The organism is Cyclobacterium sediminis (assembly GCF_054781075.1).
The window spans coordinates 1-21,292 of the sequence record NZ_BAAGVC010000039.1 but is presented as its reverse complement, the minus strand read 5'-3'; the positions used below and the strand labels follow the sequence as shown (position 1 = coordinate 21,292).

Annotated in this window: 13 protein-coding genes and 1 tRNA gene; 8 read left to right on the top strand and 6 right to left on the bottom strand. The window is 35.4% G+C overall.

Annotated features, from left to right (window positions below):
* Positions 1 to 35 precede the first annotated feature (35 nt).
* Positions 36 to 2,255, bottom strand: a complete 2,220-nt coding sequence (locus tag ACYVHJ_RS19545) for a RelA/SpoT family protein (RefSeq protein ID WP_339903899.1) — start codon at positions 2,253 to 2,255, stop codon at positions 36 to 38.
* A gap of 233 nt (positions 2,256 to 2,488) precedes the next feature.
* On the opposite strand from ACYVHJ_RS19545, the gene ACYVHJ_RS19540 reads away from it, so the two are divergent.
* The 4 genes from ACYVHJ_RS19540 to clpX all read left to right on the top strand — a co-directional run bounded on the left by ACYVHJ_RS19540 (position 2,489) and on the right by clpX (position 5,975).
* Positions 2,489 to 2,570, top strand: a tRNA-Leu gene (locus ACYVHJ_RS19540).
* 90 nt (positions 2,571 to 2,660) lie between these two features.
* Complete coding sequence (locus ACYVHJ_RS19535) at positions 2,661 to 3,989, top strand: trigger factor (RefSeq protein WP_460518205.1); 1,329 nt, start codon at positions 2,661 to 2,663, stop codon at positions 3,987 to 3,989.
* Positions 3,990 to 4,072: 83 nt separating this feature from the next.
* Complete coding sequence (locus ACYVHJ_RS19530) at positions 4,073 to 4,744, top strand: ClpP family protease (protein ID WP_339903902.1); 672 nt, start codon at positions 4,073 to 4,075, stop codon at positions 4,742 to 4,744.
* Positions 4,745 to 4,751: 7 nt separating this feature from the next.
* Entirely contained in the window at positions 4,752 to 5,975 is a 1,224-nt protein-coding gene (gene clpX / locus ACYVHJ_RS19525) for an ATP-dependent Clp protease ATP-binding subunit ClpX (RefSeq protein ID WP_339903904.1), read from the top strand.
* Here the strand turns inward: clpX and lpxB are convergent.
* The 5 genes from lpxB to ACYVHJ_RS19500 all read right to left on the bottom strand — a co-directional run bounded on the left by lpxB (position 5,972) and on the right by ACYVHJ_RS19500 (position 17,098).
* Positions 5,972 to 7,078, bottom strand: coding sequence for a lipid-A-disaccharide synthase (lpxB, locus tag ACYVHJ_RS19520; protein ID WP_460518201.1), 1,107 nt, complete (start codon positions 7,076 to 7,078; stop codon positions 5,972 to 5,974). The two genes, clpX and lpxB, sit on opposite strands and share 4 nt — an antisense overlap.
* Positions 7,079 to 7,108: 30 nt before the next feature.
* Positions 7,109 to 7,528 (bottom strand): 6-pyruvoyl trahydropterin synthase family protein, encoded by a 420-nt coding sequence (locus tag ACYVHJ_RS19515; RefSeq protein ID WP_460518198.1) that lies wholly within the window; start codon positions 7,526 to 7,528, stop codon positions 7,109 to 7,111.
* A 204-nt stretch (positions 7,529 to 7,732) separates the two neighbouring features.
* Positions 7,733 to 10,081, bottom strand: a complete 2,349-nt coding sequence (locus ACYVHJ_RS19510; RefSeq protein WP_460518194.1) for a tetratricopeptide repeat protein — start codon at positions 10,079 to 10,081, stop codon at positions 7,733 to 7,735.
* Positions 10,082 to 10,106: 25 nt separating this feature from the next.
* Positions 10,107 to 10,736 (bottom strand): DUF2610 domain-containing protein, encoded by a 630-nt coding sequence (locus ACYVHJ_RS19505; protein ID WP_460518191.1) that lies wholly within the window; start codon positions 10,734 to 10,736, stop codon positions 10,107 to 10,109.
* Between the two features lie 11 nt (positions 10,737 to 10,747).
* Positions 10,748 to 17,098: an NACHT domain-containing protein gene (locus ACYVHJ_RS19500; protein ID WP_460518188.1), complete on the bottom strand. Its 6,351-nt coding sequence runs from the start codon at positions 17,096 to 17,098 to the stop codon at positions 10,748 to 10,750.
* A 399-nt stretch (positions 17,099 to 17,497) separates the two neighbouring features.
* Between ACYVHJ_RS19500 and ACYVHJ_RS19495 the strand changes: the two genes are divergently transcribed.
* From ACYVHJ_RS19495 to ACYVHJ_RS19480, 4 genes are all read left to right on the top strand, one after another.
* Positions 17,498 to 17,677 carry a hypothetical protein gene (locus ACYVHJ_RS19495; protein ID WP_460518185.1) on the top strand — a complete coding sequence of 60 codons (180 nt, stop codon included), beginning with the start codon at positions 17,498 to 17,500 and terminating at the stop codon, positions 17,675 to 17,677.
* A gap of 218 nt (positions 17,678 to 17,895) precedes the next feature.
* Complete coding sequence (locus ACYVHJ_RS19490; protein WP_460518182.1) at positions 17,896 to 18,474, top strand: hypothetical protein; 579 nt, start codon at positions 17,896 to 17,898, stop codon at positions 18,472 to 18,474.
* 123 nt (positions 18,475 to 18,597) lie between these two features.
* The gene (locus ACYVHJ_RS19485; protein WP_460518179.1) at positions 18,598 to 19,380 is read left to right on the top strand and encodes a porin family protein; all 783 of its coding nucleotides are present in this window, start codon (positions 18,598 to 18,600) and stop codon (positions 19,378 to 19,380) included.
* Positions 19,381 to 19,412: 32 nt separating this feature from the next.
* Positions 19,413 to 20,828 (top strand): hypothetical protein, encoded by a 1,416-nt coding sequence (locus tag ACYVHJ_RS19480; protein WP_460518176.1) that lies wholly within the window; start codon positions 19,413 to 19,415, stop codon positions 20,826 to 20,828.
* Positions 20,829 to 21,292: the final 464 nt, after the last annotated feature.

Sequence of the window (21,292 nt, the reverse complement as noted above, 5' to 3'; positions counted from 1 at the left end):
ACTGTTCTTATTTAAAAACGGACGGTTTAACTTTCCTAATCAAACCTGGACACCTTAAGAACACCTGAAACCTTGGATAAATTATCAATTAGCTTATCTAGATGGTTGGTACTGTCAACGTATAGCTTTATGCTGCCTTCAAAGATCCCTCGATCAGAATCAACGGTAATGGAGCGCATATTTACTTTCAATTCGTTGGAAATCACCTTAGTTAGATCACTGATAAGCCCCACCCTATCGGTACCTATAATTTTTAACCCGGCCAAAAACGCAATTTGCTGCTGACTGGTCCATCTTGCTTTGATTACCCTATTGCCATGATTGGACATTAATTCCAAGGCATTGGGGCATGCCGTTCTATGAATTTTTATCCCTTCATTCACAGTAACAAAACCAAAAACGGCATCTCCGGGAATAGGGTTACAGCATTTTGCCAAAACATAATCTACCACATCCATGTCCTCACCTATTAAAAGCTGATCATGCTCCGGCCCTTTTAGGTTTTTTATCTCCTTAGTAAAAGATTTTTCATCAGTAAAGCTCAACTGGGGCCCCTTTTTAGATTTTTTTTGTTGCTTGAAATCTTTGAAACTTTTAATAGCCGTAGCATCAATGATCCCCTTACCCACTTTGTAATAAAACTCTGTAGTGGTCTTTGTTTCAAAAAATGCCCGCAACTGTTCCACTGTCTCTGAGGTAAAGTCGAGCTTCATTTGCTTTAGCTTTCGCTGGACAATTTCTTTTCCATCCAGCATATAGCCCTTTTTCTCCTCCTTTAGGGCATCTTTAATTTTGGCCTTGGCTCTCGAAGTTACAACAGATTTAAGCCAATCTTCACTAGGCTTTTGTTTGTTTGAGGTTAGGATTTCAACCTGATCTCCATTTTTCAACTTGTGACCTAAGGAAACAAGCTTTTGATTGACTTTGGCACCGATACACTTGGCTCCAACCTCAGTATGTATTTCGAAGGCAAAATCCAAAGCAGTAGCATCAAAAGGCAGTACTTTAAGGTCTCCTTTTGGGGTGAACACAAATACTTCATCATGAAAAAGATTCCCCCTAAAATCATCCATAAATTCTATGGCCGAACCGTCATTGTTTTCCAACAAGGTTCTTACTTGTGTAATCCATTCATCCAAACTCCCGGCAGCTTTCTCAGGGGCATTTTCTTTTTCTTTGTACTTCCAGTGGGCCGCATAACCTCTTTCGGCAATGTCATCCATCCTTTGGGTACGAATTTGAACTTCCACCCACTGTCCTGTTTGGCTCATGGCTGTAGTGTGTAATGACTCATATCCATTGGCCCTGGGAGTACTTATCCAATCCCGCAACCTATTGGGGTTTGGCCGATAAAAGTCAGTTACAATTGAATAAACCTGCCAGCAAGCCGCCTTTTCATTTTCGTAGTCAGTATCTATAATGATCCTTATGGCAAAAAGATCGAAGACCTCTTCAAAAGGAATGTTCTGTTTTTTCATTTTATTATAAATGGAATAAACAGATTTTGGCCTTCCCTTGATAACAAATTTAAAGCCTTGTTCCTTTAGCTCTTTCTCAATTGGGGCAATAAAGGTTTTGATAAATTTATTCCTAGAAACCCTGGTATCACTTATTTTTTTTGAGATAAAATCGTAGTCTTCTTTGTCCATAAACTTAAGGTACAAATCCTCTAGTTCGGACTTTATAGAGTACAGCCCTAAGCGATGCGCTAATGGTGCGTAAAGATATTTTGTCTCCGAGCCGATTTTAAGCTGTTTGTGCCTTGGCATGGAATCCAAGGTCCTCATATTGTTTAGTCGGTCAGCTAATTTTATAAGAATTACCCGCACATCATCAGATAAAGTAAGCAGCATCTTCCTGAAGTTCTCTGCTTGCTGGGAGGAACCATAATCAAATACTCCTGCAATTTTGGTAAGTCCATCTATGATCTGGGCCACCTTAACACCGAATTCTCTTTCAATATCTTCCAATTCCATATCCGTATCTTCCACCACATCATGTAGCAGGGCGGCAATGATACTGGTTGTCCCAAGACCTATCTCTTCAACACAAATAAGGGCAACCTCTAGAGGGTGATAAATATAGGGTTCTCCGGATTTGCGGCGCATTTCTTTATGAGCTTCGCTGGCTACATTGAAAGCTTTCTTGATTAATTTGGCATCACCGGGCTTAAGCAATGGTTTTGCCAATCTCAAAAGTTTCCGGTAACGTTTGAGAATCTGTTTGCGCTCTTCTTCTATATCAACTTTGATCATACGATACAAGTTATAAAATTATTCTAGACTAAGGAATCAAAATCTTAAGTAAAATTTTAATTTTTTTTTACCCAAAGTATTGAATCTTTAAAATTGATTATTACCTTTGCATCCACATTAAAAAACAAGCCAACAAAAACTATTGTTGGCAAAAGATAAGCTGGGACTATGGGATTTATTTCCCCGGTTATTACAAAAGGTAATAGAAGTAGACAAGCTGAAATTATTTATTTGCGGATGTGGCGAAATTGGTAGACGCACTAGACTTAGGATCTAGCGCCGCGAGGCATGGGGGTTCGAGTCCCTCCATCCGCACACCCTTTAAATCCCTCGATCTTGATAGCTACCTTTAGGTAAGTCAGGATGGAGGGTTTTTGTTATTGGTAAACATTAAATTCAGATCCCTTGGAAATTACAATAGACAAGCATGCTGCCAATGAAGCCTCAGTGAAAATAAAACTTGGGGAAGCAGATTATCAACAAACAGTTGATGCCAAAATAAAAGATTACGCAAAAAAGGCGAACATCAAAGGGTTCAGACCCGGAAAGGCACCATTTACGATGGTAAAAAACCTTTATGGCACATCCGTTTTAGTGGAAGAAATCAATTCCATTTTGTCAAAATCCCTAAATGATTTTTTAAAGGAGCAGGATTTTGAAGTTCTTGGAGATCCTTTACCATCTGAAGAAGACGGTAAAAATATAGACTGGAAGAAACAAAAAGATTTTGAGTTCGAATATAAAATTGGTTTTGTAGAAAATCTTGAATTAAACCTTGAGCAGGATTTGGACGCTAAGGTTTATGAGATCACACTTTCAGACAAGGAAGTAAATGAAGCCATCGAAAATATCAAAAAACAATACGGTAAGATGACCAACCCTGAGGTAAGTGAAGAAAATGATTTTCTTTACGGAGACCTTAAGGCAGACGATGGATCTTATGAAGAAACCCTTTCCTTGCCATTGAGTAGTTTGGATGGCAGGTCTGTTAAAAAGTTTTTGGGAGTTAAAAAAGAAGACACCATTTCCTTTGATCCTTCTAAAGCAATCAAAGGTGATATAGCTGAAGCCCTAAACATCAGCAAGGAAGCTGCTGAAAACCTTAAGGGAGATTTCACTTTCACTGTTCAAAACATAAACAGAACGGAGGAAGCGACTTTGGATCAGGAGTTGTTTGACAAAGTTTTCGGTCCTGACCAGGTTTCATCAGAAGAAGAATTTTTAGAAAAGGTTAAAACAATTCTTACTGAAAATTACCAAAAAGAGATTAAGGTATTCAATGAGGAGCAGATCAAAGATGCTTTGATTTCCAATCACAAGCTTGATCTTCCTGAAGCATTCTTAAAAGAGTGGTTAATCAAAGCCAACGATGGCAAAGTCACTGAAGAAGATGTTGCCAAGGAATTCCCAGCCTATACCAAACAATTGACTTGGTCTTTGATTTCGAATAAAATTTCAAAGGACAATGACATCAAAGCAGAACATGAAGATGTCATTGAAAAAACCAAAGAAATGATACGAGAGCAGTTGGCCTCATCCGGCATGGGTGCTCAACTAGAAGACAATATGGACATGTTTTTACAAAACTACCTTCAAGGCAACGAAGGTAAGAATTACATGCAAATGATGACTTCGGTGCAAAATGAAAAAGTCCTTGATTTTGTCAAGGAGAAAGTCAAATTGAAAGAAGAGAAAATTGGCGTAGAAAAGTTTAAAGAACTTCTCGAAAACTAATTCCTGAAATTTTTTGTTCATAAAAAGTCCTTATCTAAGGGCTTTTTTTATTTTTGTAATATTAATCTTAGAGAAAAGTAAAAATGAATAGAGAGGAATTCAGAAAATTCGCAGTCAAAGGCCAAGGAATCAGTGGCAATACTTTTGACCAATATATCCACTCTGTGGAAAACATGACCCGTGCAGTCATTGAAGAAAGGCCAACCAATTTCAGAGAAATAGATGTTTTTTCCAGACTAATAATGGATAGGATTATATTTCTTGGAACAGGTGTAGACGACAATATAGCCAATATTATTACCGCTCAATTGTTGTTTTTAGAGTCTGTGGATGCCAAGAAAGACATCCTACTGTATGTAAATAGCCCGGGAGGATCTGTATATGCAGGTTTAGGGATTTATGACACCATGCAATACATCAGTCCGGAAGTGGGTACCATATGTACCGGATTAGCCGCTTCAATGGGAGCCGTATTACTTGCAGGCGGTGCCGCCGGCAAACGAGCAGCATTACCTCATGCAAGAGTAATGATCCACCAGCCTTCAGGAGGGATGCAAGGTCAGTCCAAAGATATGGAGATCTCTGTAAGGCAAATTTTAGAATTGAGGCAGGAGCTTTATGAGATCCTAGCCCTTCACAGTGGAAAAAGCATCGAGCAAATTGAAATTGACTCAGACAGGGATTACTGGATGAGAGCATCAGCGGCCAAAGAATACGGCTTAATTGATGAAGTTTTGACGAAAAAAGTAAAATAACAACTGAATGGCGCAAGTAACATGTTCATTTTGTGGGAGGAATAAGAAAGATGTGGACCTAATGGTTTCAGGCATTTCTGCGCATATCTGTAATTTCTGTATAGAACAAGCCTTCCAGATTTTAGGGGAAGAGGACAAGACGAAAAAGGATGCCAAACAACCTAAGTTCAAACTAAAGAAACCAAAAGAACTTACTGCCTATCTGGATCAATACGTCATTGGGCAACAAGAGGCAAAAAAAGTCTTGACTGTGGCGGTTTACAATCATTATAAAAGATTGGGTCAAAAGCAAGAAGCCGATGATGTAAAGATTGAAAAATCCAATATCATTATGGTAGGTGATACAGGTACAGGTAAAACCTACTTGGCCAAAACCCTTGCCAAAACTCTCGAAGTTCCTTTTTGCATCGCAGATGCTACAGTTTTGACGGAAGCAGGCTATGTGGGTGAAGATGTTGAAAGCATTCTAACTCGTTTGCTCCAAGCAGCTGATTACAATGTGGAGGCTGCAGAGCGAGGGATTGTTTATATAGATGAGCTTGATAAAATTGCCAGAAAATCAGATAATCCATCCATTACCAGAGATGTAAGCGGCGAAGGCGTTCAGCAAGCAATGCTTAAATTACTGGAAGGAACAACGGTAAATGTTCCACCTCAAGGAGGAAGAAAACATCCTGACCAAAAGATGATCTCTGTAAACACTGAAAACATTCTGTTTATTTGTGGTGGAGCTTTTGATGGTATTGGTAGGCATATTGCCGGGCGCTTGAATACCCAACCTTTGGGATTCAGTAAAAAGACCAATGCTGATGTGATCGACAGAACCAACCTGTTGCAGTATGTAACGGCCCAAGACCTGAAAGCATTTGGACTAATACCTGAATTGATTGGTAGGCTTCCGGTGCTGACTCACTTGGATCCATTGGACAAAGATTCGCTAAAATTGATTCTTACAGAACCAAAAAATGCCTTAACCAAACAATACGTTAAGCTATTGGCGATGGAGAATGTGAACTTAATATTCGAAGAGTCGGGCATTGATTTTATTGTGGAAAAGGCAGTAGAGTTCAACCTGGGCGCCAGAGGACTAAGGTCAATCTGCGAGGCAATTATCACGGATGCCATGTACGAACTCCCTTCTGAGGAAGGCGAGCACAATTTGGTAATCAATGAAGAGTACGCCCGTACACAATTTGAAAAATCTAAGTTCAAAAAGCTTCAGGTAGCTTAAGCTGATATACTTTCATAAATAAGCCTTGCAGTTTCCTGCGAGGCTTTTTTATTGCCCAATAGTTTTTTCAACTCTGAATAGCCCTCAAGGACCTTTTCTCTTTTAGGCCCATCTTGTAAGATGCCTCGAAGTTCCGCATTAACAGAGGCCGGCTCATAGGCATCTTGAATCAATTCTTTGACCACCTCTCTGTCCACTATCAAGTTTACCAAAGAAGCAAATGCTACTTTTATTAGCCGCATTCCGATAGTGTAAGAAATACGACTTGTCTTATACACAACCACCTGAGGTACATTAAAAAGTGCCGTTTCTAGCGTAGCCGTACCGGAAGTAACCACTGCGGCTCTAGCATTCTGCAGGATATCATATGTTTTTTCGTAAACCACCTGGATACCCGCCTCTTTAGCCAGCTCATAGCTTTCTGAAGGTAAGTTTCGCACTCCGGCAATTACCCAATCCACATTCTGAAAATTGTTTTTTAAGGCAATCATGGTAGTCAACATCTTGTCTACCTCTTGCTTTCTACTCCCCGGAAGAAGAGCAATCAATGGTTTGTCTCCCAAAATATGCTGACTTAAAAAACCCTGATCCGGCTTAAATTTATTGATTTCATCTAAAAGAGGGTTGCCGACATAATCCACCTCCCAATCAAATTTTCTAAAAAATTCTGGCTCAAAAGGTAAAATAGTATACAGCTTGTCTACATTTTTCTTGATTCCATAAGCCCTCTTTTGATTCCATGCCCAAACCTTTGGAGAGATATAATAGTGTACCTTAATATTGTTTTTAGTGGCAAAGGTTGCCATTTTCATATTAAATCCGGCGAAATCGACCAAAATCAAGGCGTCCGGCTGGTAAGCCAACAAATCTTTTTTTACTGCAGACAAGTACCGGAAAACCCTTCTAAAATGCACCAGCACCTCCACGAAGCCCATCAAAGCCATCTCCTTATAGTGGGCAAAAAGCGAACAGCCCGCCTCCTCCATGTATTCACCTCCCATGCCCCTAAACTGGGCCTCAGGATCTTTTTCTTTTAAGGCGAGCAGTAGATTAGACGCATGCAAGTCTCCTGATCTCTCTCCGGCAATTATATAATACTTCAAGGACAGCTTTTTTAAAAGGAGTTAGGACATCTACTCCCCATAATATTCTACAAAATTCCGAGGGGTTTCATACAAGGTCAACTTATAAAGCCGGCCATCCTTAACGATTTTATCCACACGGGGTTGAAGGATTTTCCAAAACTCCATGACCAAGTTCTCACAGCTAGCCATTTTCCCTTGCATAAAAGGGACATCTATATTAAGATTTTTATGATCTACTTTATCTATGACTTCCTTTCGGATAAGGTTGCTTAGCTGCTTCAGGTCTACTACAAAACCGGTATCCTCATCAGGTTTCCCTTTAATCGTGACGATTAGTTCAAAATTATGCCCATGCCAATTCGCATTGGAACAAGGACCAAATACCGATTTATTCTTTTCCTCAGACCATTTCGGATTCCATAATTTATGGGCTGCATTAAAATGCTCTTTCCGACAAACGTGTACCATTTTTTCTTTTCAATTGAGGCCACAAAGTTACATAAAAAAGATACAAATATCACTGCTTTGTGGTTTGGATACCTGTTTCATTGAACTTCATGGTCTATTTTGTAATTGCTTTCAAATATAAAGTTGAAAATGATTATGGGTAAACATATTAATAATACAATGTCATGAAAAAGTGGAGATGCTCCGATAATGTATTTTAAACCATCAACTAAAATTATCCATAAACCAAAGTTCAAAATCAAAATAATTGACTATAAATAACTGACTAAAAAGAGAATAAAGCCACTCCATAAACTCTCTTGTTGTCAATGGATCCAATTTATCACGATATTTTTTGCAATCTTTAATTAATGCCTCCGGATCCGGAATATAAACCTTCAAACTTTTCCATGGGATAAATTCAAATTTATCATTTTTTCCATTATCAAAACTTACGGACAATAAGAGTTCACCCAAAGTATTAAAGTGACCTAAATTAACGAGTTCATTTCTTTTTATAAGGTATGAATAAACACCAACTTTAGAGGTTTCAATAATCTGGTTCATATTATCTACACATTGAATCAATAGTGCATTTGTAAGTTTCAAATCGTCATCTTTAATTGTCAGGCTGTCCAAAAATAAAATTGGAAGATCTTTAGGTATTTCACTCCTAGTAATCGGCACATATCTATGAACATTGTCAAAAATATCTTTTAATCGGAATTCTATTTCAATGTTTTTTAACAAAGACGGAACATCCAACACCTGATTAAAAATACTATCATCTGAATTAGTTTCATTTTCTGATATCAAGACAGGTGATCCTGGAAGAGTTATAGCAGAATATCTATCAATTTTGTCATTGTAAATTTTCAATATCTTATCAATTTCTTTTTCATCTCTAAAAAAACTAGTAATACCCTTATGAATGGATCTAAATATCTCTAATTTTTTTCTTGGATTTAAATTTAAATTACTTATCTCAGATATATAATATTTTTGAATTTCAAAATCAGAAGACCATTTTGCTTTCTCTACCATTATTTCCAACTCTAATACATCAATTGTATCATTATATATTTTTAATATTCTCTTATGATTAACAGCATTATTTTTCCTATTAGAGACATCCTTAAGAATAGCTTTAAAAGCCGTTAATTTTTCTTTTTTATTTACATTAAAATTATAAATTTTATTTATAACTTGAAAATGTATAGATAAATCTTGGGAATATTTGGCCGCGTGGCGTAAATTAATTAGCTTTTGATCAGTCAAATTAGATAGTCTCAAATAAGCATAATCTCTATTTGTAATTTTATTTATATTAACTACTTTTTTAAAAAAATGTTTAGCTGATGTGAAATCAGAGATTTCATCAAATAAAATAGCCAAGGGTAGAAAAAACTCTTCATCAGAACACTCTTTAGATAAATCTCCACTAATAAGGTCTTTTATTATACTTTTGTAGTTCCAATATTTCTCTTTAAATTCAGGCTGTAGGTAAAGGAGGGCTAAATTTATTCTGGCTTTAAATAGCCCCTCCTTTTCTGACAGGATTTTTTCCCAGCATTCCTTTGCTCTTTCAAAAGCACCTAATTCAAATAGGCAAACTCCCATAATAAACCAGGTTTCGTCACACCTTTTACCCCTAATTACTTTTTCAAGAAAATCTAGCGCTTTTTTAGGATTATTATTCAAATAAAAATTTAAAGCCAAAAGTAAGTATAAGGCTTGATCTATATCGGTTTGTAAGTCACCTTCATACAATTGAACAAGACCTAATTCAATAGATTCACTATTCCCTGTTTGACTTATGGTATGTTCACAAGAATTAAACCTTTGCAAAAAAACAGGATTAGTAATGGCATAGTGAAAATCCATTTTTAATAACCCAAGAGTTTGCTCCTTGTCCTCTACCACAGCATTTGCGTACATCACCAAATCCAGACTTTTTTCAACACCAATTCTTTTTGCATGGTCTAAATCTTTAATACCTTCATCCTCTTCCAGAAATTCCAGTTGAATATCATTACCACTTATATTATTTTGAATACGTTTTTGTATAACATCATTTATCTCTTTCCTAAATTTATCTTTATTACAGAAAAAGCACATGACATTAATACCGAAGTAAATTTTAGCATTCTGATTATCATCTTTAAACCCATACCGTATTGGATTATTTTTTAATTCCTCATTAGCTTCATAATTAAAATCATTTTTAAACTCATCCCACCCATAATTAATATTTTCATCGTGTTTCAACACGTTGATAAATTTATTAATTGTTTCTTTCTTAAATGATGCTTTATCCTTATAAGTGTCAGTAAAAGGTTTACATTTAAAAACCCTTAACACAAGTTGAGGGAAAAATTTATTTACTTTTACTTCATCATAATCTTTATTAGGATATTTTTCTTTTATTAATTTATTAATTTTATCAGTATAGTCTTTTGCTTTATAGTCAATTGTCTCTTTATAATGGGCATTCAATAAACATTTCAATTTATCAATAAGAACAATAGACAATGCCTGGTTATATTTATCATTAAAATTTATTTTATCTGCCATAGAGTATTGTAAGCTAAAATGGTGATTACTTTAATTCTATTTTTGCGTTTGCTTCAATTTTCTCCACCTCTATTCCATATTTTTTAGAAACCCAACTATAAATCTCAGTTTTATTCATTTCCTTTACCGTACACTCCACTTTTCCAATAGCAGACAATTTATCTTCGTCAGTGGATGCATAAGGATAACCTAATTTGAAATTTTCCAGATTTTTTTCTTTAATCAAAAAAACAACATGAAAGGCATTTGCTAACCCGGATTTCAGAGGAAATTGGAGGAGATAGAAATTTTCGTCAAAATACGGACTTAGATCTTCGGGTTTGGCAAGAGTTAACAATCTATCTACTGTGATATCGGCTTTTTCCAGCAAATCTGTTTGAGTTTGCAATTCTACATTCGATTTATTTTTTTCCTCGCTTGCAGCCTCCAAGGCGTATACGCATAAGTCTTCAAAGCTAACCCTATTCTTTTTTGCAAGGGCAAGTAGTTTTGCGTAGCTCTCCATTACTTCCTCAGGTATTTTACCCCCACGTTGCTCCTTAAGCCATCTACTTTGGAATTCTAGCGGATGATGGCCTTGTTTTGGATTTCCAATATAGACATCAAAGGGTGCTTTCTTTTTACCAAAATGACAAGGAATAGTGAATTTTTTCATTGTAAACTTGCTTAATAGTCCTCTTTGATTGCAATACCTGTTATTTCCAAAATACTATTATATATATGGTTATCCAATCTACCCATATGGATTATTCTTTCTTTCTTATTACTATCTATACCATCATCACTAAATGCCAAATAAACATGCCTCCTGTAATCGTCAATATCAATCTTTTCCCTTAAAAGGGCAAGAATCTCCTGATGTAATTCCGAATCAATCTTTGGAGATTTCCCTATAGCGGTTAGAATTTTTATTATTGAAAATCGGGTACTTAAAGTTTCCTGGTCCAAATTCTTCACTAGTAACTTAAAAAAACTTTTATCCAGCAACTTGAATCTTTCAGAAGAATCAATTGCTTCTTCTTGAACACAATAAATATCACTTAATGCACATTGAAATGCCTTAATTGTTTTAACATCTAGTTTTCTCAAAAAACTCAGACAGGTGACCGCATTCATTCTATCAGTAAAAATAAAACTATTAAAAATTATCTTCACTAACTTTTCACCAAAGCCATTTATTTTCCGGGCATTTCGTTCAAATGTGGCGGGCATTTTTTTAGCACCTGCCGACAATGCATCCAGAAACACCATTTGGTTCATCCAATGAATACTTCTTGAGTATGACAAGTCATGTTTAGGTCTATAATCTTCAATTAGGTGTTTAGAATAGCTATTAATAAACTTTACATAAAGCCCCTTACTTTGATTTTTTTCAAAAATTAAACCTAAAATTTCTTTACATTTCTTACTATAAGAATCCCACCATCGATGTTTAGAGACTTCAAACAAAACATGCAAATAATCTACTTTATTACCTATTTTTAATTCGATTTTCTCCAAAGTTTCATTAGTCGGTTCATTATTTTTTATAATATTCCTTGCGGTAGCGACCGTAGCCGCAAAATGTAAATCACTTTCTTCATTTTGTAAGTACTCCTCGATATATTTCAGCTCAAAACTATAGTTCGCCCTCCCCAAACTAATTAAAGCCAGTTCACTTTTTTTGGGTACATTTTCAATAATTATAGTTTTTAAGAGTTGAGTATTCGAAGAATTCAACTCAGGCATATACCCCATTGCATCAATTGCAAATAAAGCTATCTCTGAATTATTTGATTGTACACACTGATGAATACTTTGTCTCAAATTTTCATACGAGCTATTTTCTAAAACAACCTGCATGCTCCACTTGTTTAATATATAAATAGAACTCTTTAACAAACATCTTATAATATTTGCATCACTATGAGAGAAACCACCAGTAAAAGCATTTAATGTATCATCCCCTTTAATCAATTGAATACTTTCCAGAACTAAACTTGCATTTAATTCTTTTTTTGATTCATTACCTGCATTGTCTATTAAATCATATAATAACTTCGAATCATCAAAATAAATATGTTCAAACATCCAGCTTAACCCACGCAAAAGAAAGGGAGAAGAGTAATAGTTGGCATTAATCGTTTCTGCTATAAGGAGCAAACCTTCAAACCCAATGGAGGAGGCAAAGAAAAATTGATTGTTTAAAGCAATATTCGCACGATTTCTAAAAAGATCCTGAGTTCCAAATACCTTTTTTAACAAAATTAAGGCTATAAAAGGAAAGGTTTTGTTGTTAATTATTCCAACCTCCAACAGTGAAAGAGCAGCAAAACATTTTATTCTGTCTTTTGAATTGTTTAACCACTCTGTAATAATAGTCAATGCATCCTCCTCTGGGCTTTCGATACATTCCACTAAACGATAGATCCAATCAAATTTCGAATCCTTGATGAGTTTGTCGATAGAAAGTGCTACTAATAGATTAATCTTAAAACGTTTTTCTCTACCCTTATCACAAATCTTCTTTATAATTCTTTCTTTGTTTGGAACATAAGGTGAATGCAAAAACTCCCATAATTGCTGGTTAGAGTTTGGGATCGCAAATAATGAGAAACTATCATTCAACAATGCTCCCAATGATAAGATAGCAAGTGAAGGGTTGGTCTCTGGTTGATCCCTAATATTATTTAAATAGGGGTAAATCCTATTTTCATAATTTGATAAGGCTATCGGGTCATTTATTTTACCCTCAAGGTTCTTGAAAGATTTACTCTGTATGGATAGATTGAATACCCAAGGTTTGATTTCTTTTAAGAATTGAGCCAACAAAAATGGGTCTTGAATACCTTCCAACAATGACAAAATTAATTTGACTTTGTTTCGTCTATCCCCTTCTTCCAAGTAGGAAATCAACTTTAAATATCCCCTTATCTGATCATGCACATCTGAAACCTGACTAATTAGTTTACCTGCCATTAAAATAAATTCAGAATGAGAGATTTTATTTTCACTAAAATTTTCTGAAGCCTCGTTTGAAATATTCTTGACCCTACTGTTAGATAAATTAATAAAAATAAGATTTAATCTAGCTTTAGGTTCTAATTCTTGATCGATATTAAAATACAAATCTTCACTAAAATTTGGCTTATTAGAATATATTAAATCCTCATCTTGATTTAAATTAAATAAAGGTAAAACTCCCTCTGCATAATTTCTATTTTTAAACCTACTAATAATATAATATAAAAAATTATTTAATTGAGGATTCTCCTTTATCAATGGAATTAACTGAACTAAGCCCCAGTATTTTAGAATTTCAAAGTTAGAATGAATATTATATAGACTAAACAAAGCATGAAATAAAACACCAGTTTCATCTTCAGGTGAAAAGAGATTTTTTTCAAGATTCCATACCTCTTTGGGTGGCAAATGCATCACCTTGTTAACATCCAAAAATCCTTTAGCAATAATAATTGGATCTAGTTTACTAAATTCCGAGCCTAAGGTGTCGAAAGTAACAGCTAAGCTATAACCAGGATCATCAGCCCGAAGCCTATAGACCCAGAATTCAGCGAGTATAGTTGATTTAACTTCATATGGGACCACATTAAGAAGTTCAAAGGGGCTTATTCCTTTTTGGTGAAAAATGCTAGCTAATTGGAGCAAAATCGCTATGAAATTTTGTATTTCTCGGTGGTTTTTACCTTCAATTAACCTTCCAACTAAACCAGGATTATTTATTACATCAGCACCGATTATCCCAATTTCACTTGAAAACAAAGCATTGATTAAATCAATCCTTTTTAAAATGGCTAATTTAAGATCAGAATTGGCACCGCTTGTGATTTTCTTTAACATCGGCACTATAGGTCTTCCGGCAGCAGCTAAAACTATTAGACAATCAACTTTTTCTTCATAGCTCTGAGAGTCACTATCCCAATGATTGGCACAAAAAACTGTTAATTCTTGTGGTGATTTTCTTTTATCTAACAAATCAATTATTCGCTCAGATAAAAATGATTCTCTTATAATCCCGTCAATAGAAAACTTCAACTTTTCTTTGTTCCCTACATTTTCTAGGACCACTATAGCATATAACAAGTAGAATATTTTACACCATAACGGATCGGATTTCAAAAACTCAAATGCAGATGGAAACTGTAATAAAAAAAGCTTTAACCTAAGTTTTGGGTGTTCTAAAAACTCAGGTTTGGTATTCGCTACACGTTTAAGACAGCGATGAAATGGCCAATCCCAAAGTTCAGAGTCTAAATTCAAATTCTCCAACAATGCATGTACAATGGATGAAGAGAACCAATCACCATTTTCAATAAGGTTAGCCAAAGCTAGTTTATCTATAGGCAGGGAATCAGTATCATTTAACTTAAAAACAAAATAGTTCATGACCGTAGTCCAATTCCTTCCTTTATTTGCCATTTCTTGAAAAGTTTCCTCTACTACTTGACGTAGATTAACACCCCCTTCAAAAAATTCAGTATTGGCATAGGCTGAAATAAGGTTATTTAGAATTTCAAAAACCACCTCATCTTCTGGTGGTTCAGCCATTTCAGGAAGTGCCATTGCTATTAAAGTTGCACTTCTGGGAATGATTTCGTGCAATGGGTCATTAATATCTAGGAGAGCCCTTATAACTATTTTCCGATCCTTTTGTTTAAGACTTTCATTCAAACTCCCTATAGCCATTAATAAAGGTTCACGCCACCGGGGCTTATAGGCATTATTTATAATAGAAGTAGCAATTAAAGCCTCATTTCTAATTATTTTTCTCGCAGCAAAATATTCTTCAAAAGAAAGATGTAAAAAGCCATATAATTTCTCTGCATTTTCAGCCAATAAACCTATCTGTTTATTTAATATTCCTACAAATTGTGCAGCTTCATTTTCAATTTTTTCATCAATTTGGGGTTTTTCAGTTTTTCTATTATAATTCCTAAGACTAATTTCTATTCTTTCCTTTAAAAGAGGTAAAAACATCAACCCCGCAGGATATTTTTCATGAAGATGTTCCGCTACATCCTCTAAGACATAAAAAATTTTATTCTTAGAAAAATCTAAATTTTCAATTCTAAATTTTTCTTGCCATATCTTAATCATATTGTTGGCCAAAATCGAATAAAGCTCGATTCGCGTACCTGGGAGTACTCCACCCTCTGAATAAAATAACTTCGCTAGTTCAGTGAGAAAAAGTGGGTTCCCTGCCAATTCTAATAAACTAGCTCGCTTTGGTTTAAATATTTCTTTCAGGAAGGCCTCAGCCTTCTCATGGGCTTCTACTTCTAATTGGTAAATTTTTGGATTTATGACACACTTTAAATGAGTATTAAGTATCCAATTATGGCTAAATGCTCTTATTTCCCTGTCTTCCATGGACTGGATAGTAACATGACAAAAACCCTCGAGACTAATGGGTTGCAATTGATAACCTGCAATCCTACTTGTTATAATAATCTTATTTCGCTTTCCAAAGGCATTATATTTTTGATTAGAAATCTCATCAACAAATTTTTCGATTTCTTTTACAATTTCTTTTCGATAATGAGTCTCGGTAATTTCATCCAATCCATCCAGAACCAAAATGGCCTCATTGTTTCGAAGGTAATTTAGCATCATTTGGTTCAGTGCCTGTGAATTATTTACCTCAACAGTACTACTTTCTGTTGACATAGAAAAAGTATTTCCCTTCCAGGAATTCTTACCTAAAAAATCCTTTAAATTTAATTCTAAGTTCTCCTGTCGCCATTCTGCAAACTCTCCAACCCGTATCAAGATCGGAAATAAAGGTCTTCCTAAATTCAATTTTGGTGCTATCAAATTGATAAAATTAAAATAAACGGAGGAATTATGGATTTGGAGAACGGCTTCTTCATTGTATAAGGCTTGGGCATGTTTAAGCACCAACCACCTTGCCAAGGTCGTTTTTCCGGTACCAGGATCTCCTAAAATCACCAGATTATTGTGATCAGAAATTATCTCTGAAATATTTAACCTTTTAAAATCAGCTTGGCTTTTATTACCTTTTTTTTGTCTCGATCTTTCATCATCTATAGGCATATACAAATTACGCCCAAGCAGTCTAGACTTGGCTTTAAGTAGCTCTTTTTCAGTTAGGTTACTTTCTCCCCAGCTGTGTTCCAACTCATCTAACTCTTCTTGAATTTGTTTATGGGATTGATTAATTTCATAAGATTTAGCAATTTCACCTTCCAGAGAAATGTAAACTTTCTCTAACTCCATTTCAGCCGCTCCCTTTAATCCAGCTACAGTAATTTTTTGGTGCTGTTCTATCAACCAGTTCAAATATGGTTTTAATAGTGTTTTACTATTAATATAATTATATAGTTCATTTAGTCTCAGATCCAAAATACTTACGTCTGAATAAAAAAGTGTCCATGGAAAACCATTTGATAAGTTCTTACCTTTTACTTTTCTGGGATCCCAAACCTGTATAGAATTGCTATAATCATGCGATTCCAATAAATTAGAATCATGTGCGCCCATATATTTGATTGCCGATGAAAAAGCATCCTTGATTGTATAATTATTTGTAAGTCCTCTATAAAATTGCTGAGAAAAATTAGCTGCTGTTTCATCAAAAATTTCTCTATTAGTGACAATTACAGCAGATACTCCTACCTCCATGTAAGATATCGCTTGCTCATAACTGTCACACCCATTAATAAATACTAGAGGGACACAATGATGTTCTTGGAAAAACTCTATAAACCCTTTGATTCCAATTTCATTCTCATTGAAGCTAATATGATTTGGACTCGCATGTCCGGAAAAATGAAAAATACCTAACCTACCTCGAGAACTCTTAAGGCTATCTATGATATCATTAAGATTCCCAATCGGGATAGGGATAGAAATAAAATCAATATCACTTCTTTTCTTAAAACTTTCCTCTAGTTTTTTTTCTTCAATTTTTAAATAAAATAAATGGTTGTTATCTAGGTTTGCAAATACAGCAATAACATTGGTTTTAGGTTGGTTAATAGGGTAATCATTCTCCATTAAAGGGTTTGGTTTTACAACTCTACTATTGAGTCAGTCAATAACGATAAAATTGTCTCTCCCAAAATAATAATTATTTATTTAAAAAAATACCTTCATCACTTTTTCACAGAAGAGATAGTTACATACCTGTACAAAAAAGTTACAAAAGAGCCTTTTTTTTCGTAACTTTTTTATAACACTCTCATAACTTTTTGAATATAAAAATAACTTGTTACGCATTTTTTCCACCTTTCAATTTACGCAATAATTGTAACATTAGATTTAAATAGGGCCCTATGTAACTTATTCTAATCTTTTAAGGATTGGTTTCGAAACCCTTCCTTTTAAACCTGGCATGTTGCTGTCCGGGGCATGCCAGGTAAGCCGGACGATTTTGTTTTACCTACAAATCGTATTATGAAAACTTCAAAAAAGAGTATCGTATTAATGGGAGTTATCTTATTGTCTATTACTTCTTGTGAGTTTTTGGGTTCAAAAGAGGATATCCTTCCCAAGTCAACTAATGGAATAGAAACCTCCATGGAGTCTTTCGGAAGTGAAAAAGGGAATGAACGTCCTATTAGAAGCCGAAATTAATTTTACATCTAAATCTTATAACAATATGGTTGTGCCTTATCAATGGGGCGCAACCATTTCAAATACAATTTAGACCATGCAGTGAAATATAACTTCCACGTTATCAAAACCCTTGTTTACGAAAAAACATTTCTAATCAATAATAAATCAACGGTATTTGATAAAGAATTACTTAATACTCATAATAATTTATAAACATTATCTAATTAAACCAAGTCATGAAAAAAAAAATCAATTTATCCGCAATCCTAGCTTTGCTAAGCATTATAACTATTTATAGCCATGTTAGTGCCCAAAACACTGAAATGCCAGCAAAAAAATTCTCATTTTCTTTGGCAATTGACCCTAGTTTCAAAGATTATTTTGGAATGAAGTCTGTTATCCCACCTTCAGCGATTTACCTCGAGCAAGGGATTGCAGGGGTAAGTAGTTTAGGTCTGGCAATAGGTGCAGATTTTCAAGAAAACAATGATTTTGATGATGTAAGAGCCGGAATTGGTGTAAGTGCCAGACTTTCAGGATATGCCTTGCAAATTATTGAAAAAGTATCAGATTTAAACATTAACAGCTTTGGTTTTGAACCTTTTGTAGCCATCACCTATGGAAGGTATTACTCCTTACTTACGTATGATGGAGGGGACCCATTAACAATCGGGCTCAACAAAGCAGGGCTCAATGTAGGAACAAGGTGGTACCCAGGAAACAAAAGGGGTTTTGGTATTTTGGCTGAATTCAGTTCTTTAGGAAATACTGGTAGGGGGTCTTCATTTAATGTAGGCATAAGTTTAGGAAGATAATCTTAATCTCGGTACATGTTATAGGTATTCAATTAAGGTTTGTTCCTAAAAAAAAGCAAAACCGAATCCTATTACATAATCCGGGTTAAACATAGCAATTAATCACTTTAAAACCAACGCAATATGTGTAAAATTAGAACAATAATTTTTAGCACAGTTACCTACTTCTTGTTTACAATCACCACCTCTGCACAGGATTCGGTAGCTATTGCAGTACAGCAACCCCTATCAATAGGTCTACATGTAGGGTACTCGGCAAACAGTCCTGCAGGTGGAGCAAAAAAAGGATTAAATCATATGATTTCCACTTTCGAAGGAACAGGTTCTGACAACTTCAAGGTAAAGGGGAATTTGCCTTATCAATTCAGTCCAGTCGTAGGGCTATTTGCAGACTACAATTATAATAGGAAAATAGCTTTTAGCACTGGGATTAACTTCACCATGAGAGGATACACTTTGGAGATTGAAGGAGTGGATAGGGATCCTGAATACCAATTCGATCAATTTGCGAATTACACAGAAAAATACAAATTGCATACAATTGAAGTACCCATTTCTATCCAATATAAACCTAGCAGTTTCCTTTCATTAGGAGCTGGTCTTCAGATCGGTAGTGGTCTCGCACACACCTCAAAAACAACTACCACTATCGACCAACGGGTGGAGATCAATGGAGAGACCAATGAGGAGTACCCTGAAAAGAAGACGACGGTAGAAAATAATTTAAATGAGGAAGTGTTAAGTCCATATTTTGGTTACTTCGCCTCTGCAGGTTATTTCCTAAGTAAGCGGATTGAGTTAAAACTCTCTCTTTTGAAAAGTGGAAATTATGCCGAAACAACTTATGGAAAACTTTCGGATACCTCTTTAGTGGTCTCAGTACGTTTTGGACTACTTAGTTTATAATTCCGGTGAAAAATTTCATTAAATCCTAAGCTATGAAAAATCAAATAATATATATATTCGCAATATTAGTAGGGTTTGCAATATTTTCCTGTTCTCAAGAAGAGGAAACTGAATTGGATACCAGACTCTTGGTTAACCAACCGATTGACCCTAGTTCTCAGCCCGACGAGCTTAATAAGGAGCTTATCATAAATGGAGAGCTACAAGGAGGAAATATGCCATCCGCAAAGAACCCTGATCAAATAAGGATAAACATTTTTGTCTCCTCGGCGCTAATCACTAATGACAATTATCTATTCCTACCTTTTTCTTTTGACTCCAATGAACAATTGAAAGGAATATATATAGAGGTGGAAGGTGCTCAGGGACATTGGGATGCCCCTGCCAACCTCGATCCCGATGAAAACAGTTTTGCCGTAGCCATAGGCATTCCTAATTATATTCAAAAAGGTGATTTTGTGGTTTCGTACAGAATCTATGATCAAAACAACAATGTTAGTGAGAAAAAATCGATCAATGTATCCATAGTAGATTCAGAAAACAGGTGTGGCAGTGGCCAGTCATTCCCCAGGGTATCAGGAAGTGACGGCATTACAGTTAAGACTTATGACATGGGAGATTTTCCAGGAATTGTAAACATCTCCTATTATATGTACACCCGAAAGGACAGAATGGATATCCGTTACAACGGTGAATGGGTAGCCAGTACAGGCCCTGATTTATTAGAGAGTGGGAAAGCACCACCGTATAAGCTATGTAATGAAGCAACTGCTGCTGATGGCTTCGTAAGTGGTGGAGGCTCCTTCTCTATCCCTTACGACCCAGCAATTAGCCGAGAAATAAGTATTTATGTCTCTGGTTGTTTGCAGGGAGGTACTGCATGGTATTTTGATGTTAGTTGTCCATCTTCAGGTGGCAATAACCCTAACCCGCCAGCCAATATCATTTGTGACAATGGGCAACTACTGGACACCTATGATCCATCACATGAAAATTATCATATTTACCCGAAAGAAGGGGAAGAGCTTAATACTGTGATCTGCGATACGAGTGTAGATCCTACATGTAATGCAAGAAGTGTATTTAACGCCATGCTCGAACAGTCAAATTTTATCGCTCCAACTCCTGACACTTCACCGGTAGAAGATTGTAAATTGACTTGGGTAGAAATATTAACCCCGACCAACCCTATAATATCAAAAATTAATTATTTTGATAACTCTGTTACCAATTATACAATGGCGAATCAAGTAGATAAATTTGGAATTGAAAGATCACATCTCCTCCACCCCGGTAAAGTGACAAGGAAAGTTGAATTGATTGATGGAAAGGTCGTCGTTTCCACAAAAGGCGAAGGTACTGGTTGGGCTGCTTCCATTAACACATTCTTTTCCGAAATAGTATGGAAAAAAGTAGATGATAATTTAAAAGAGTATTGGGACAAGTAATAGTAAATACAAATAACTTTACCCATTTAGTCTAAGGCTAAGCGTTTGCTATATCTTAATTTTAGACAACTATTAAAAATGTAGGTCGGTTAAATTACTGGCCTACATTACTTTTCTTACACGCAATTCCTTATTTAAAAAAAGATAAATATCCGGCTATTTGAATTCTGCCGGAATAATCCCGATATCCAAATCCCACTTTAATTAATTAGGGCTTGTTAGAAAATTCGATAAAACTTGACCACGTAAGGGTAAACTAATTCATTCGTGGTTATTTTGTGTGTTTATCTTCTGATTAGCAGTACAATTTGACTACGGTAAAGTGCAATTTGGCGGGACATTGGGTAGGTTTTCTTTTTCCTTTTATCCATTGGGCATAGGTATCCCACGATAAAGATTTTTTGATCTTTTTTCTCTTTAGGCTGCCTTCTCTCTGGGTGCAGGCTCCTCCCGGTTTCTTTTCT

Excerpts from the sequence above, each read along its gene's own strand:
- ACYVHJ_RS19480 (WP_460518176.1), top strand. The coding sequence starts at position 19,413 with ATGAAAAATCAAATAATATATATATTCGCAATATTAGTAGGGTTTGCA.
- ACYVHJ_RS19490 (WP_460518182.1), top strand. The coding sequence starts at position 17,896 with ATGAAAAAAAAAATCAATTTATCCGCAATCCTAGCTTTGCTAAGCATT.
- ACYVHJ_RS19545 (WP_339903899.1), bottom strand. The coding sequence starts at position 2,255 with ATGATCAAAGTTGATATAGAAGAAGAGCGCAAACAGATTCTCAAACGT.
- ACYVHJ_RS19495 (WP_460518185.1), top strand. The coding sequence starts at position 17,498 with ATGAAAACTTCAAAAAAGAGTATCGTATTAATGGGAGTTATCTTATTG.
- ACYVHJ_RS19510 (WP_460518194.1), bottom strand. The coding sequence starts at position 10,081 with ATGGCAGATAAAATAAATTTTAATGATAAATATAACCAGGCATTGTCT.
- clpX (WP_339903904.1), top strand. The coding sequence starts at position 4,752 with ATGGCGCAAGTAACATGTTCATTTTGTGGGAGGAATAAGAAAGATGTG.
- ACYVHJ_RS19500 (WP_460518188.1), bottom strand. The coding sequence starts at position 17,098 with ATGGAGAATGATTACCCTATTAACCAACCTAAAACCAATGTTATTGCT.
- ACYVHJ_RS19505 (WP_460518191.1), bottom strand. The coding sequence starts at position 10,736 with ATGAAAAAATTCACTATTCCTTGTCATTTTGGTAAAAAGAAAGCACCC.
- ACYVHJ_RS19530 (WP_339903902.1), top strand. The coding sequence starts at position 4,073 with ATGAATAGAGAGGAATTCAGAAAATTCGCAGTCAAAGGCCAAGGAATC.
- ACYVHJ_RS19515 (WP_460518198.1), bottom strand. The coding sequence starts at position 7,528 with ATGGTACACGTTTGTCGGAAAGAGCATTTTAATGCAGCCCATAAATTA.
- ACYVHJ_RS19485 (WP_460518179.1), top strand. The coding sequence starts at position 18,598 with ATGTGTAAAATTAGAACAATAATTTTTAGCACAGTTACCTACTTCTTG.